The 15117-nt window shown below is 58.3% G+C and carries 11 protein-coding genes and 2 pseudogenes; all 13 read right to left on the bottom strand.

Features of this window, described 5'->3' with window-relative positions:
* Positions 1 to 79 precede the first annotated feature (79 nt).
* Positions 80 to 1402, bottom strand: a complete 1323-nt coding sequence (gene ftsA, locus AC0L7U_RS05245) for a cell division protein FtsA (RefSeq protein WP_473694351.1) — start codon at positions 1400 to 1402, stop codon at positions 80 to 82.
* A gap of 73 nt (positions 1403 to 1475) precedes the next feature.
* On the bottom strand, positions 1476 to 2255 hold the full coding sequence (locus AC0L7U_RS05250) for a cell division protein FtsQ/DivIB (RefSeq protein WP_473694352.1): 780 nt from the start codon (positions 2253 to 2255) through the stop codon (positions 1476 to 1478).
* Between the two features lie 43 nt (positions 2256 to 2298).
* Positions 2299 to 3222: a D-alanine--D-alanine ligase gene (locus AC0L7U_RS05255; RefSeq protein WP_473694354.1), complete on the bottom strand. Its 924-nt coding sequence runs from the start codon at positions 3220 to 3222 to the stop codon at positions 2299 to 2301.
* Positions 3219 to 4193, bottom strand: a pseudogene (gene murB / locus AC0L7U_RS05260) (UDP-N-acetylmuramate dehydrogenase). The gene AC0L7U_RS05255 and the pseudogene murB overlap by 4 nt, the downstream one beginning before the upstream one ends.
* Positions 4190 to 5605: a UDP-N-acetylmuramate--L-alanine ligase gene (gene murC / locus AC0L7U_RS05265; RefSeq protein ID WP_473694356.1), complete on the bottom strand. Its 1416-nt coding sequence runs from the start codon at positions 5603 to 5605 to the stop codon at positions 4190 to 4192. Before murC ends, murB begins: the two are co-directional and overlap by 4 nt.
* On the bottom strand, positions 5602 to 6720 hold the full coding sequence (murG, locus tag AC0L7U_RS05270) for an undecaprenyldiphospho-muramoylpentapeptide beta-N-acetylglucosaminyltransferase (RefSeq protein WP_473694358.1): 1119 nt from the start codon (positions 6718 to 6720) through the stop codon (positions 5602 to 5604). The genes murC and murG overlap by 4 nt, the downstream gene beginning before the upstream one ends.
* Before the next feature lie 27 nt (positions 6721 to 6747).
* Positions 6748 to 7911: a putative lipid II flippase FtsW gene (gene ftsW, locus AC0L7U_RS05275; RefSeq protein ID WP_473694360.1), complete on the bottom strand. Its 1164-nt coding sequence runs from the start codon at positions 7909 to 7911 to the stop codon at positions 6748 to 6750.
* Entirely contained in the window at positions 7911 to 9311 is a 1401-nt protein-coding gene (gene murD / locus AC0L7U_RS05280) for a UDP-N-acetylmuramoyl-L-alanine--D-glutamate ligase (protein WP_473694362.1), read from the bottom strand. Before murD ends, ftsW begins: the two co-directional genes overlap by 1 nt.
* Before the next feature lie 4 nt (positions 9312 to 9315).
* Positions 9316 to 10401 (bottom strand): annotated as a pseudogene (mraY, locus tag AC0L7U_RS05285) (phospho-N-acetylmuramoyl-pentapeptide-transferase).
* 10 nt (positions 10402 to 10411) lie between these two features.
* On the bottom strand, positions 10412 to 11842 hold the full coding sequence (locus tag AC0L7U_RS05290) for a UDP-N-acetylmuramoylalanyl-D-glutamyl-2,6-diaminopimelate--D-alanyl-D-alanine ligase (protein ID WP_473694364.1): 1431 nt from the start codon (positions 11840 to 11842) through the stop codon (positions 10412 to 10414).
* On the bottom strand, positions 11839 to 13314 hold the full coding sequence (locus AC0L7U_RS05295) for a UDP-N-acetylmuramoyl-L-alanyl-D-glutamate--2,6-diaminopimelate ligase (RefSeq protein WP_473694366.1): 1476 nt from the start codon (positions 13312 to 13314) through the stop codon (positions 11839 to 11841). Before AC0L7U_RS05295 ends, AC0L7U_RS05290 begins: the two co-directional genes overlap by 4 nt.
* 114 nt (positions 13315 to 13428) lie before the next feature.
* Positions 13429 to 14925, bottom strand: coding sequence for a peptidoglycan D,D-transpeptidase FtsI family protein (locus AC0L7U_RS05300; protein WP_473695668.1), 1497 nt, complete (start codon positions 14923 to 14925; stop codon positions 13429 to 13431).
* Complete coding sequence (locus AC0L7U_RS05305; RefSeq protein WP_473695930.1) at positions 14816 to 15115, bottom strand: hypothetical protein; 300 nt, start codon at positions 15113 to 15115, stop codon at positions 14816 to 14818. The genes AC0L7U_RS05300 and AC0L7U_RS05305 overlap by 110 nt, the downstream gene beginning before the upstream one ends.
* Positions 15116 to 15117: the final 2 nt, after the last annotated feature.

Raw genomic sequence — 15117 nt, forward strand, 5'->3', positions numbered from 1 at the left:
GTGTCCCTGAACGGGTGCACCCTCTGCTTCCCTAATCTGTTCAGCCGTTACCGGCCGTTCCTGTCCTGCGCTCATTTCGTCAGAAACTTTCTCTGATCCACTGACCCACGCGGGCCAGATAACCAGTTTCTCCAGTCCATCCCAATCGTCTCGTTCTATGCTCGAACTGCTCGATCTGGGCGACTTGCGGATAAATCAGGAGGCCAACGGCTGTAGCAAATGCCGGGCCTTTTGCGGCCTCCGGGAGGCCTGCCACACCAAGTGGCCGACCAAGACGAACGTTACGCCCGAGGACCCGGCGCGCAACTTCACTCAAACCCGTCAACTGGCTTGCACCCCCAGTTAGAACAACCTGTTTTCCGACGCGCCCGGCAAAGCCGGAAGCCGTCAAACGGTCACGTACGAGTTCAAGGATTTCTTCCACCCGAGGCCGAATAACTTTCGTCAGCGCCGAGCGAGGTATCTGGTTGGGCAGGTCGCTGTTATGTTCCAGCGGCGGAACCGTGAGCATCTCACGATCGTCCGAACTGCTGGTCAGCGTCGAGCCGTAAAGGGTTTTCAAGCGCTCTGCGTCCTGAAGACGCGTCGCGAAGGCCCTTGCAATATCTGTTGTCACATGGTGCCCGCCAACGGCAATGGCATCAAGGTGAACCATATGGCCTTCAACAAAAACCGAGAGTGTTGTGGTGCCGCTGCCCATATCAATACAGGCCACGCCCAGTTCACTTTCATCCGTCACGAGTGTTGCAAGACCGCTGGCGAAGGGCGTTGCCACCATCGTTTCCACATTCAGATGACTGCGGTTGATGCAGAGTTCAAGATTGCGCACCGGCGGCGTTTCCGTGGTCACAACCTGAATGTCGACACCCAGCTTGTTGCCCATCATGCCACGCGGATCGCGGATGCCACGGTTGCCATCCAGCGAATAAGAAATCGGCAGGCCATGCGTTACAGCGCGACCTTCGGTCACCGAGTGGCTGGAGCCTGCAGACAGCACGCGCTGAATGTCGGCTTCGGTCACCGATTCACCGACCAGTGCCACGCTGGCTGAAAAGATGTCGCTCTTCAGACGGCCACAGCTGACATTGACGATCAGCGATTCAACTGTCAGGCCAGCCATGCGTTCAGCCGCATCCACGGCCTGGCGGATCGCCTGCTCGGCTGCATCCATATCCACGACAACGCCGGACTTGATGCCTTGTGAGCGCTGGTAGCCGTAGCCCAGAACCGTGACCGAATGCGAGCGACCGGACAAAAGCCCGTCGTCTTCACGCGGTGTCAACTTGGCAATCAGACAGCAGATTTTCGACGATCCCACGTCCAGCACCGACATGATGACAGCGCGGCGTCCTGGCAGCGGCCGCATACGCGGCAAATAGATCGAGTTTGCGGAGCGGCTCATGTGTTGCGCTCCCGACGAGGAGACTTGTCTTCGCTCTGCTGCCACGCTTCAAAGCGTCGCTTTCCATCAGCAGTCAGTTGGACGACAATCCGGTCTGAAACGCGCATATCAACCATGGAGATCTCGCGGGACAAAAGAGCTTTTTCTGATCGAGTTGCACCAGATCCGTCAGTGCCGGAGCGATGTTCGTCTCCGGCAGACGGATGGTCATGTTGTTTTCCAGCAGGAGATCCCAGCGACGGCCGGCAATCAGCATCGCGGCGCGAACACGCGGGCGCAATTGCGGCACGGTGTTCAGCGCATCAATGATGTCCTGCGCATGTTCTTGTGCGCCGTCATTCACCAGAAGCAGCAAATTGGCGTATCGCCCATCAGCCTTGTTGGTGATGACGTCCCCGTTCTTGTCGATGACAGACACGACCGTGCCATGCTGCCACAACGCATAAGGGATGCGTTCGTGGATCGAGACCTTGAGCGTGCCGGGATAGAGCTTCATCACGGACACGTCTTTGACCCAAGACACGTTTTCCAGACGCTTTCGGGCTGCATCGGCATCATACAGCACCAGCGATGCGCCTTCGGGAATATTCAGCGCCGTAAGGATTTCCTGCTCTGACGTCTGCTGTTCGCCTGCAAGCTGTACGGTCTCAAGACCCAAGCCACAGGTGGAGAAGAAAGCATCGGCAACCATACGGCCATAACCGCCCTGGACAACGCCGTAACCGATAGACAGAGACAAAAAGGCAATAGCCGCCAGCGACCCGGTCCAGCGCGGCAGTTCGGCCAACCGGCCAACCGCCCTCCAGACTGGCTGGCGATTCAGACGAGACACACCACGCCCGGCCGGGGCCAATTCGGCCTCCAGGGGGAAATGTGATCCCGCTTTCTATTTCGCCTTATCGACAGCAACTTGCGTCCTCTACCATCCAGCTCACCAAGGCCTTGAAATCGATACCTTCGTAGGCGGCGAGTTCAGGAACCAGTGAAGTCGGCGTCATGCCGGGTTGTGTATTCACTTCCAGACAAATCAGTTCGCCACCGTCTGCTGTCTCGTTGAAACGGAAGTCCGCTCTGGAGACTCCTCTGCAGCCAAGGGCCTGATGCGCCTGAAGTGTCAGTTTCTGTATATCTTGGTAAACAATCGGTGAAATTTTTGCAGGAAGGAGATGTTTGGACCCTCCATCCGCATATTTCGCATTGAAATCGTAGAATTCTTCACCTGTGGGTAAGATGTCGATAACCCCCAGGACCCGGTCGCCCATCACCGCACAGGTCAGTTCACGACCCGGAATGTAGCGTTCGCACATGAAAGTATCTGGAAATGGCCAATCTTCGCGGCTTAACTCCTGCGGTGGATACAAGGCATCTTCGCGTACAATGAACACGCCGAGGCTCGATCCTTCACAGATGGGCTTCAAAACATAAGGCGGCTTCATCGGGTGGTTTTGCCCGATATCCCTTCTATTCACAATCAAGTGTTCAGTAACGTTAACACCGGCTGAATCCATGACCGCTTTGGCCTTCACCTTGTTCATTGCCAACGCTGACGCCATTACACCCGAGTGTGTGTAGGGAATCTCCATGACTTCAAGGATGCCCTGGACGCAGCCATCCTCACCAAAAGGACCATGCAGCGCGTTGAACACGACATCAGGCATCACCTGCCCCAGCACGGCGGGCAGGTCGTGGCCCACATCAATGCGCGTGACCTTGTAGCCCGCCTCTTCCAGTGCATCAGCACAGGCTTTGCCGGAACTCAGGCTGACCGGTCGTTCATTGACCCAGCCGCCCATCAGGACGGCAACGTGTTTCTCGCTCATACCGGCTCCTCAGTCGTTACCCCAAGAAAAGGCTCGATCTTGCCCTTGCTGCCAAAGGCACCCAGACGTTTGATTTCCCAATGCAGCCGCAAGCCGCTCGTTTCGAACACACGCTTGCGCACGGTTTCTCCCAGAAGCTCCAGATCGTGCCCCGTCGCCTCACCTGTGTTGATCATGAAATTGCAGTGCATTTCCGACATTTGTGCGCCGCCAATCGTCAATCCACGACAGCCTGCCTTGTCGACTTCCTTCCACGCAGAGGTTCCCTCCGGGTTTTTGAAGGTCGACCCTCCGGTTTTTTCCCGAATAGGCTGCGCCTTTTCACGATGGGCAACGACATCGGCCATTTCCTAGCGAATCAGTGCCTCATCTCGTGGATCACCTTCCAGAAGCGCTTCGACGAAGATCATATCGGCAGGCGCATCGCTGAACCGATAGGCGTAGCGCATGTCTTCATTCGTCAGCACATGCCGGGCGCCGCTGCGGTCAATGCCCACCAGCTCCACCATACGCTCGCACGTCTCAGTTCCATGCGCGCCCGCGTTCATGCGCAAGGCCCCGCCGAGACCACCGGGAATGCCTGCATAAAACGAAAACCCGCCAAGGCCGGACTGCGCCGCAGTCTCGGCCAGACGTTTGTCTGGAAGGGCTGCGCCAACGCGCAGGCGTGTCTGGCCCTCGCGCTCAACCTGGCCAAACCCCTTGGCGCTGAGTCGAATGACAACGCCTTCCAATCCGCCATCGCGAATGAGCAGATTAGATCCAAGCCCAACGGGAAGGATCGGAATGTGCTTCGGCAACCGGGTCAGAAACAACCTTAGATCGTCGACATCAGCAGGCTGAAACATCAGTTGAGCCGGACCGCCGGTGCGAAACCAGGTGACGGTTGACAGCCGCTGATGCGGCGTCAGCCGCCCGCGAATACCCTCAGTCAACTCCGGATGAATCTCAAGCAGATCAGGCAGGCTCATGCGCCAGTGTCCTTCAACGCCTTCAGATCCTCCGGCAAGGCGTAGGCCCACTGAGTGATGCTGCCAGCGCCCATGCAAATGACATAGTCGCCCTCATGTGCCAGGTCTCCGACAAGAGCGGCCAACTCACTTGGATCGTCGATAGCGATGACCGAGCGGTGCCCGCGTGTTTTCAGGCCCGATACGAGATCACGATGCTCTGCGCCCTCGATTGGCTGTTCACCTGCCGGATAAACCGGCGCAACGATCACCGTATCCGCATCATTGAAGCAACTGGTGAAATCATCAAAGAGCGACTGCAGGCGCGTGTAGCGATGCGGCTGCACGATGGCGATGACCTTGCCCTTGGCCGATTCACGCGCCGCATGAAGCACCGAGCGGATCTCGACCGGATGATGCGCGTAATCGTCGAACACGTCGACGCCCTCAACCGACCCGGTTTGGGTAAAGCGACGTTTGACGCCCCCGAACGACGCAAGCCCGGCGCGAATCTCATCCGGCGACATGCCAAGTTCAACGGCTACGCAAACCGCAGCTGTGGCATTGGAAACGTTATGCAGTCCCGGCATCGGCAGCATGAGACTTTCCAGACGCCGCTCTTCCCCTGTCTGGCGATCACGCACCTCGACGGAGAAGATCGACTTGCCACCACTCATCTCGACATCGAAGAACCGCACATCGGCCTGAGGATTGCGACCATAGGTCAGAATGCGGCGGTCTTCGATCTGTCCGACAAGCGTTTGCACTTCCGGATGATCGAGGCACATGACGGCGAAGCCATAAAACGGGACGTTCTCAACAAACTGACGGAACGCAGCCCGCACACCGGCAAAATCGCCATAATGATCCAGATGTTCCGGGTCGATATTGGTCACCACCGCCACATCGGCAGGCAACTTGACGAAAGTACCATCGCTTTCGTCTGCCTCGACCACCATCCACTCACCTGCCCCCATGCGGGCATTGGTGCCATAGGCATTGATAATGCCGCCATTGATCACGGTCGGATCAAAGTTGCCCGCATCCAGCAGTGCCGAAATCATCGAAGTTGTTGTTGTCTTGCCATGCGTGCCGCCAACAGCAATCGCTTGCTTGAAGCGCATCAACTCGGCCAGCATTTCGGCGCGACGCACCACCGGAATCAGCTTTTCACGCGCAGCCACCAGCTCGGGGTTGTCCTTGCGGATAGCAGAGGAGACGACCAGCACACGCGCATTGCCAAGGTTCTCTGCCGTGTGGCCAACTTCAATGTTGATGCCGTTTTCCCGCAAACGTTTGACATTGGCGTTTTCGGCCATGTCCGAGCCTTGCACGGTGTATCCCAACGTCTTGAGCACCTCGGCAATGCCACTCATGCCGATCCCGCCAATGCCGACAAAATGAATCGGACCTATATCCTGCGGCATCTTCATGCGCGTTCTCCTTTGGTGTCAGTGTCGCCGTGAGCAATACGTTCGACGAGGTCTGCCAGACGACCAACCGCATCGGTTTGCCCCAGGCCGCGTGCGGCCTCTGCCATACCGGCAAGCTGGTCGGGCGCACGCATCAGGGTTTCGAGTTCTTGAGCCAGCGTTTCCGCCCTCAGCTCTGCTTGATTCAAGACACGGGCTGCCCCCGCGCGCTCCAACGCTTGCGCATTGATCAGTTGATCCTGATCCAGCGCATTGGGAAGCGGCACCAGCACTGAGGGACGACCAAGAGCCGCCAACTCACTCACGGTTGAGGCACCAGAGCGGCACAACGTCAGGTGATTATCGGCAATGCGCGCCGGCATGTCGGTAAAGAAGCTGTTCAGTTCGGCGTCGATCTTCAGTTCCATATAGGCCTTGCCGACGCGCGTCAGATCCTCCGGGCGACATTGCTGCGTCAAGCGCAAACGTCCCCGCAGATCCTCGGGCAGCAACGCAATGGCCTGCGGCATCAGATCAGAAAACACCCGGGCGCCTTGCGAACCACCGAACACCAGCAGGTTGAAAGGCCCGTCTGGCGCAATCGGCGGAAACGACTGGCCAACGCAGGCAATCACCGCGTCGCGCAATGGGTTGCCCGTCTCGACGATCTTGGCCTGCAAAGCATTCGAAACACCATGTAACGGCACGCTCGTCGCCAAAGCGCTGACGCCACCTGCCAGCATCCTGTTGGCACGCCCCATGACGCCATTGGCCTCATGCAGGATAGATGGTGTACCGGTCAACCTGGCGGCCAGCATTGGCGGAAAAGTCGGGTAGCCACCAAAGCCGACCACGACCCCAGGGCGCAGAGCATAAATCAGCCGCCGCGCCTGCCACGTGCCCTTGAACAACCGAAAGAAGGTCTTCAGCAGGGCAAACGGATTGCGGCCGCCAAGCGTGGCCGATGCCACAATGTGCACCCGCCGCGCAGGGAAATCGCTGCCGAACTTATCGGCGCGCTCATCGGTTGCCAATTCCACCACATAACCACGACGCGCCAACTCGGAGGCGAGCGCCTGCGCAGGAAAAAGATGCCCGCCGGACCCCCCGGCTGTCAGCAGGATGCTTTCGTTCATAACGCGCCTTTCGACCAACTCGAAAAATTACATCAGCGACGAAGGCGACAGACGACTGACAGTCACATCCTCGCCGCGTGTCGCAATGGTGGACGGACGCTTGCGCGTCAGCGCCAAAATGGCCCCGGCCACCATCGCGGACGACAACAGCGATGACCCGCCGTAGGAAATAAAGGGCAGGGTCATGCCTTTGGACGGAATGAGGTTGAGGTTCACCGAAAGGTTGATGCAAGCCTGAAGGCCGAAGAGAACCCCAAGCCCCGCTGTTGCCAAACGGCGGAAAGGATCCTGTACCTTGCTGGCATGGTGGAGCACCCGCATCACGATGAAGATATAAACCGCAATCAGGATCATGCAGACGATGATACCGTATTCTTCTGCTGCGACCGCAAAGATATAGTCGGTATGACTATCCGGCAGGATCCGCTTGACGGTGCCCTCGCCCGGGCCGCGCCCGAACCATCCACCGGACAGAAACGCCTGCATCGAGGTGTCGGCCTGATAGGTATCGCCAGCACTTGGATCAAGGAACTTGTTCACGCGCGAAGTCACGTGCGGCAGGAAGGCGTAAGCTGCAAACAAGCCACTGACCCCAACCGCCCCCAGTCCCATGATGGCGTACCACGGAATGCCGTTCATGAAGAACAACGCGCCCCAGACGGTTGCAAGCAACATAGTCTGGCCAAAATCCGGCTGCGCAATGAGCAATGCCGCACACATGGCGAACAGAAGCACGGACGCAAGAATTCCTAGCACTTCCTTGCTCTTGTTGCCCTCCGATAAGAGGAAGGCGACAATTATGACGAAGGCCGGTTTCAGAGTTTCAGATGGCTGGATCGAAAATCCTGCAAGGTGGATCCAGCGCCGTGATCCCTTGGCTTCCAGACCGACGAACAGGGTCGCCACCATCAGCACCAGTGAAACCACAAATATGACGAGAGCCACGCGCCTGATCTGGCGCGGCGTCAGCAAACTGGCCCCCACCATCAACATAAGCGCCAGCGGCATGAAGGCCGCCTCGCGCTTGACGAAGAAGAAAGGCTCCACGCCGATGCGCTCAGCCACTGCCGGACTTGCCGCCAGCGAGAGAACCACCCCCCAGATCATGAGAAATGTGAAGGCCGCCAGCAGATAATGGTCCACAGTCCAGAACCACTCTGCAAAACGGCTGCGATCGGCGCGACTAACCATCAGGCGACTTCCTCTGTTTCGGCATTGCTGGTCAACGCGCGAACATATTCGGCAAAGGCTTGACCACGGGCCTCGAAGCTCTTGAACTGATCAAAGGACGCACAGGCGGGCGACAGAAGCACCACCGCTTCCTCTGCCTCATCTTGACGGGCATCGGCAAAGGCTTGGCGTACCGCCGTCTCAAGCGCGCCCGAGCGCACATAAGGCACCTTGGCCTCCAACGTCGCGGCGAAATCCTCCGCCGCTTCGCCGATCAGATATGCCTTGGCAATGTGGTCGAAATAGTCCGTCAGGCTGGAGATCCCTCCTGCCTTCGGCTTGCCGCCGGCTATCCAGTAGATCCGCCCGAAGGTGCCAAGCGCACGCGCGGCGGCATCCGCATTGGTCGCCTTGCTGTCGTTGACGAACAACACCTGTCCGCAGCGGGCGACCATTTCCATGCGATGCGCCAGACCGGGGAAAGATGTCAGCCCGGCTGCAATCACGTTGGCGTCCAGTCCAAAGGCACGCAAAGTCGCAAAAGCCGCCGCTGCATTCTGACCGTTGTGTGCACCGCGCAGGCTGTCGATCCCGGCGAGAGAAGCCACGACCAATGCGTTGCCCTCATGCGCTTCGCTCAAGGTTTCGCCGTCGCAAAACACGCCGTTGTCGACGGGATGCATAGATGAAATCCGCCAGACCGGCATCAGCGCCACATCCTGACGCTTGGCAATCTCGGCCGACATGACGTCATCAACGCCCACCACAGCGACGTGGCTACTGGCAATCAGGCGCTCTTTGATGGCCGCGTAATGGGTCATATCGCCATGGCGGTCTAGATGGTCTGGCGACAGGTTCAAATGCACGCCCACATCGGGATCAAGGCTGGGCGACAGGTCGATCTGATAAGACGAACATTCCACCACATAGACCCGCTCGCTTGACAATTCCTCAAGCGCCAGAATAGGCGTACCGATGTTGCCGCCCATCTGCACATCGAAACCGGCTGCCCCGAGAAGGTGCGAAATCAATGCAGTTGTGGTCGACTTGCCGTTGGTGCCGGTAATAGCAATCAGCTTTGCGCCCGGACACTGAGCCTGCCGCTCGCGGCAAAACAACTCAATATCGCCGATAATCTCAACACCATGCACCTGTGCAGCCTCGACGCTCCAATGCGGCTGCGGATGCGTCAGCGGAACGCCCGGCGCAAGCACCAGCGCTGAGATCTGCGTCCAGTCGATGCCACGCAGATCCGCGACGGACAGCCCGGCCGCACGCGCTTCATCGACCCGCGCCTCAGCGTCGTCCCACACGAGAACATCGGCGCCACCGGCGAGCAATGCCCGGGCGGTTGCAACGCCGGACCCGCCGAGCCCGAAGAGCGCGACCGTCTTGTCCTTGAAGCTTGTTACAGGGATCATCTGATTACCTCAGCTTCAAGGTTGCAAGACCGAGCAAGGCCAAAACCACGGCAATGATCCAGAAGCGGATCACAACCTAGGATTCCGTCCAGCCGAGATATTCGAAATGGTGGTGAATGGGCGCCATGCGGAAGACGCGCTTTCCGGTCAGTTTGAACGAGAGCACCTGCACGATGACCGAGACAGCCTCCAGAACGAACAGACCGCCAACGATTGCCAGCACGATTTCATGCTTGGTGGCAACGGCAATGGCACCGATCATCCCGCCGAGTGCCAGAGAACCTGTATCACCCATAAAAATGGCGGCAGGTGGCGCGTTGAACCATAAGAACCCCAGCCCTGCCCCAATGACTGCACCACAGATCACAGCCAGTTCACCGGTCCCGGCCACATGGTGGATTTGCAGATAATCGGCAAACACGGCATTGCCTGACAGATAGGCAACGAGTGCGAAGGACGCGCAGGCGATCATCACCGGCACGATGGCCAATCCATCCAGACCGTCGGTCAGGTTCACGGCATTGCCGGCCCCCACCATCACAACCGCTGCAAACGGCAGGAACAGCACACCAAGGTTGAGCGTCAAATCCTTGAGAAAGGGAAAGCCAATGGAAGTGGAATACGGCGGATTATCAAGCCAGGTCACCGCAATGGCGGCCACAAGCGCGATAACGAATTCCAGCGCCAGACGCATCTTGCCGCTGAAGCCGCGGGCCGTCGACGTGGAGACTTTCAGGTAGTCATCATAAAACCCGATAGCACCGAACCCGACGGTGACACCAATGACGATCCATACGTAAGGATTGCTCAGATCCGACCACAGCAAGGCAGCCACCAGCGCGCCAGACAGGATCATCAGGCCGCCCATTGTTGGCGTGCCCTTCTTGGTCAGAAGATGGCTTTCAGGACCATCTGCCCGGATCGGCTGACCGTGCCCCTGACGCAACCGCAGGCTGGAAATGATTTTTGGTCCGAACAGAAACACGAACAGAAGCGCCGTCATGATGGCTCCGCCGGTGCGGAACGTGATGTAACGAAACACATTCAGTGCAGAAATCTGATCGGCAAAATCACCGAGAAAATAAAACATCTAGCTTTCCTCAAGCTTCCTCGGCATCAGCCGTTGGCGTATAATTCTTCTTCAGAGCTTCAACGAGCGGCCCCATTCTGGTCCCGAGAGACCCTTTGATCATCACGATGTCGCCCGGCTTGACAGCCTCGACCAAGGCATCGCGTATCTCTTCGCTGGCCGGTGCATAGCCTCCCCGCAGGGGCTCCGGCAGACGATCCCAAAGCGCCCTCATATGCGGTCCGACACAAAAGACGCAATCGACAGCAGCATCATTGAGGGGAGCCAGCAAAGCGGCGTGCAGCTCGTCGGCGGTTTCGCCCAGTTCACGCATATCGCCCAGAACGGCGACACGACGACCTTCTCCCTCCGGCTCCACATCGGCCAACACACCAAGTGCTGCCCGCATCGAAGCCGGGTTGGCATTATAGCTTTCATCGAGAAGTGTTGCAGTGCCTGCGGTGAGTGACAATTTCGACACCTCGCCTCGTCCTTTCGGCGCACTCATCGAGCCAAGCGCATCGGCACCTTTTTGCACATCAGCCCCCACTTCCGACACCGCCCCCAGCACTGCGAGACTGTTGAGGACCTGATGTTGCCCCCGCGCGCCGACCCGGTAGGAGATGCGAGTGCCCGAAATCTGCGCGACAACATCCGAGCCGTCGATACGGCGCGTCACATCAAGCAAACGTATGTCGACACCCTGGCCCTGCCCGAAAGTCAGCACATGATCGACGCGGGCCGCCTTTGCCAGAAACCGTAGCAGATCATATTGCGGATTGTCCTGATTGAGCAGCACCGTTCCACCCGGCTCCAGACCATTGAAGATCTCGGCCTTGGCCTGCGCAATCTTCTCGACAGAGGCAAAGAATTCCAGATGCACCGCCTGCACGGTGGTGATGATGGCGACATGCGGCCGCACCATCTTGACCAGCGGCGTGATCTCGCCTGCGTGGTTCATGCCAATCTCAAACACACCATAGGCGGCATCTGCCGGCATCCGCGCCAGTGTGACGGGCACGCCCCAGTGATTGTTGAAAGATGCCAGCGAGGCATGGGTCTTGCCACTGGCGCTCAAGGCCAGTCGCAGAGCTTCCTTGGTACTGGTCTTGCCGACCGATCCAGTGACCGCGATGATGCGAGCATTGGAGCGCGCCCTTGCCGCCTTACCCAGTCGCTCAAGAGCGGCCAGAGGGTCATCAACGAGTAGATAGCGCCCATTTTCCGGCAACCCATCAGCGCTTGCCCGCGCCACGACGGCGATCGCTGCGCCCGCCTCGAGGGCAGCCCCGACGAAGCGGTGGCCATCGAAATTGTCGCCCTTGATGGCGAAAAAGGCGTCACCCGGTTCCAGCGTCCGACTGTCGATGGAGATTCCGGCGACATCCTGAGACACGGCACCCCGGCGCTCGCCCTCACAGGCGCTGACGAAATCGCTCAAGGTCCACAGGGTCTCGCTCATGCATTCGCTCCAGCTGCAATGGCCGCAGCCACCGCCTCATGATCTGAAAAGGGAAGCACCGTATTGCCGACAATCTGGCCAGTTTCGTGGCCTTTTCCTGCTACACACAGGATATCGCCGGATTTGAGATGCGCAATGGCCACCCGGATCGCTTCGCCACGATCCCCAATCTCCTGCGCATTCGGAGCGCCTTCGAGAACCGCCTTACGGATCTTGGCGGGATCTTCGGAGCGCGGATTGTCATCCGTCACGATAACAAGATCCGCATTCGCCGCTGCCGCCTGCCCCATCAACAGACGTTTTCCCGGATCCCGGTCTCCACCCGCGCCGACGATGACACCAAGCGTGCCGCTGGCAAAGGGGCGCAGGGCCTTCAACGCATTCTCCAAGGCATCGGGCTTATGCGCATAATCAATCACAACAATGGCGCCGCTGGTCGTGCGGCCTGCGAATTCCAATCGTCCCGGAGCACCATGCAGAGTTTCAAGCGCGCGAATAGCCGCCCCAGTATCCATACCTGACGCAATGGCAAGACCTACGGAAATCAACGCATTGGACACCTGAAAGCGGCCAATCAGGGGCAATGTCACGGAATATTCGCCCCGCGCCGTGCCAAGACGCAATTCCTGTCCAAAGCCTTCGCCGGACGGCTTCAGTCCAAGAAGCGTCAGGTCCCGACCATGCTCACCAACAGTGAAAAGCGGCAGGTTGCGGTCTTGCGCCACAGCCATAACCCGATCGGCATATCGCTCATCCGGATCAACAACGACTGTGCCCCCGTCGGGCAGAACGTCCTTGAACAGGCGCAACTTGGCTTGAAGATACTCCTCGATGGTCGGATGATAATCCATGTGATCGCGGCCGAGATTGGTAAAGGCCGCAGCCGTCAGCCGCACACCATCAAGGCGATGCTGATCCAGTCCGTGACTGGAAGCCTCCAGCGCCAGATGCGTGATCCCGTCTGCGCTCAGTTGATCAATCGCCTTGTGCAACGAAACAGGGTCCGGCGTTGTCAGCCCCCCGTAACTGCGGCCATCATTGGTCACAACCCCAATCGTGCCAAGAGCAGCCGCCGAATGGCCGGCAGCCTGAAAGATCTGGCGGGTGAAATAAGCCACAGAGGTCTTGCCGCTGGTGCCGGTGACAGCAACGCTGACTTTGGGTTGGCGGCCATGAAAGCGAGCTGCCATCAGCGCCAATGCACGGCGCGGCTCGTCACTGCTTAACAGGGACACTTCAGGATCAAGTCCCGGCAGAATGCGATCAACATCGTCACTGGCACAGAGAATGGCACTCGCGCCCGCCTTGACCGCCTGCGCCACAAAGGCTGTGCCATCAATCCTAGCGCCCTTCAGCGCGGCAAATAGAAAGCCCGGCGCAACCTCACGACTGTCCGGCGTCAGCCCGGATACAGATCCCGATGCCTTCTGAGTGAAATTCGCCAGTCCGCTTGCAAGTTGTTGAAGATCCATTTCACCAGGTCGTCTGTCTGTGCGTTGATCCAATTACCTGCGCCGGATCCGGACACGCTCACGTGAAACCGGCCTGACCCAAGCGGTCTAGTTGGCAGCCACCATCGGCTTATCCTAGCCGCCAAACTGAGGGACGACACCCAGCAGCGGCGCCATCCGTCGAATGATGGCTGCGGTTGTCGGCGCCGTGTTATAGCCTGCAGTTGCATAGTGGTTTGGCGGAACCGGCTTCGGATCATCCAGCAAAACCAGTGTCATGTACTTCGGATCATCAATCGGAAACGCGGCAATGAACGTGTTGCGGCGTCTGTTGTTCGCATAGGCGCCATTCACGATCTTTTCCGCAGTCCCCGTCTTTCCGCCGACCATGTAGCCTGGAACCGTTGCATTCTTGCCCGATCCCGCAAGTGCATTCAGGCGGAAAAGATAGCGCATTTTGCGGCTTGTATCTTCAGAAACAACACGTTTCCCCAGAGCTTTGACCTGATCTGCCGAGCGCGGGAAGAAGGTTGGCTGCATAAGAATGCCACCATTCATCAGCGCAGCCGACGCCATGAGCGTTTGCATGGGTGTAACCGCGATACTATGACCGAAGGCAATGGTCATCGCCGCCAGCTCTGTCCATTTTTGCGGCAACAGCGGCGTGGCCACTTCCGGCAATTCCGTATGCTCGCGCGTGGTCAATCCAATGCGCTTCAGGAATTTCTGCTGTTCTTCGATCCCTGTCTTGATGACCATTTTGGCCGAGCCGATATTGGACGAGAAGCGGAAAATGTCCGGCACGGAGAGCGGATACTTTTTCGGCTCAAAATCGTGAATGGTCCGACCAGCAAAATGAATGGGGCTACTGACATCGAACTTGTCCGTCAGCTTCACCTTGCCGGAATCCAGCGCCATTGCCATCGTGAATGTCTTGAAAACAGACCCCATTTCAAAGACCGCACCGGTTGCGCGGTTCATCCGCTTGGGATCCAGCGCCTGTGCACGATCATTCGGGTCGTAGTCCGGGATTGAGGACATCGCCAGCACTTCGCCTGTCTTGTCATTGACGACGATACCAACAGCAGCGGTCGCCTGATAAAGCTTCATCGCCTTTTGCAGCTCATCGCGCACAATGTGCTGGACCCGCAGATCAATCGACAGCTTCACAGGCTGAAAGGTCTTGCTTTGTGTCAGCCCGGCCTTTTGCAGGTCGCCCAACCAGTGCTTATCCAGATAGCGCTCGATGCCCGTCAGACCCTGGTTGTCGACGTTCACCGACCCGACAATATGACCCGCGGTCGGCCCGCCTGGATAAAACCTCTTGTTTTCAGACACGAAGCCAATTCCCGGCAGGCCCAGATTATGGATCCGCTCGGCCTGATCTGGAGACAATTCGCGCTTCAGCCAGATAAAGCCCGCCTTGCTTTCCAGACGACGGCGCAAGCGGCGCGCATCCAGATCCGGTAGAATGCGCGTCAGCCCATCCACGGCTTCATCCACGTCGATGATGCGACGCGGCTCAGCATAAAGCGAGGCTGTCTTGATGTCTGTTGCTAAGGATCTTGCCGTTGCGATCCACCAGATCCGGGCGCGATTCCGAGATCGACTGTTGTGCGGAAATCCATGCAGAACTCGGCGCTTCCTGCATTTGCCCAAGCTGCACCAGGCGCCCGCCGATAATCGCGAACACGCCGAAAAATGCCACCATGGTCATCAGGATACGCGCCTTCACCGTTCCTGCAGACACACCTTTTTTCTTGGCACGTCCTTGCGCTCTTGGGATCTGAAGGATGGATTCGGTTTCGGTAGCCATCGTCATAA

The organism is Roseibium sp. 10G30-5 (genome assembly GCF_055809635.1).

What these genes read in the sequence shown, in the direction of transcription:
- AC0L7U_RS05255 (WP_473694354.1), bottom strand. Translation starts at nt 3,222, where the DNA reads ATGAGCGAGAAACACGTTGCCGTCCTGATGGGCGGCTGGGTCAATGAA.
- murD (WP_473694362.1), bottom strand. Translation starts at nt 9,311, where the DNA reads ATGATCCCTGTAACAAGCTTCAAGGACAAGACGGTCGCGCTCTTCGGG.
- ftsW (WP_473694360.1), bottom strand. Translation starts at nt 7,911, where the DNA reads ATGGTTAGTCGCGCCGATCGCAGCCGTTTTGCAGAGTGGTTCTGGACT.
- AC0L7U_RS05305 (WP_473695930.1), bottom strand. Translation starts at nt 15,115, where the DNA reads ATGACGATGGCTACCGAAACCGAATCCATCCTTCAGATCCCAAGAGCG.
- AC0L7U_RS05295 (WP_473694366.1), bottom strand. Translation starts at nt 13,314, where the DNA reads ATGGATCTTCAACAACTTGCAAGCGGACTGGCGAATTTCACTCAGAAG.
- murC (WP_473694356.1), bottom strand. Translation starts at nt 5,605, where the DNA reads ATGAAGATGCCGCAGGATATAGGTCCGATTCATTTTGTCGGCATTGGC.
- murG (WP_473694358.1), bottom strand. Translation starts at nt 6,720, where the DNA reads ATGAACGAAAGCATCCTGCTGACAGCCGGGGGGTCCGGCGGGCATCTT.
- ftsA (WP_473694351.1), bottom strand. Translation starts at nt 1,402, where the DNA reads ATGAGCCGCTCCGCAAACTCGATCTATTTGCCGCGTATGCGGCCGCTG.
- AC0L7U_RS05290 (WP_473694364.1), bottom strand. Translation starts at nt 11,842, where the DNA reads ATGAGCGAGACCCTGTGGACCTTGAGCGATTTCGTCAGCGCCTGTGAG.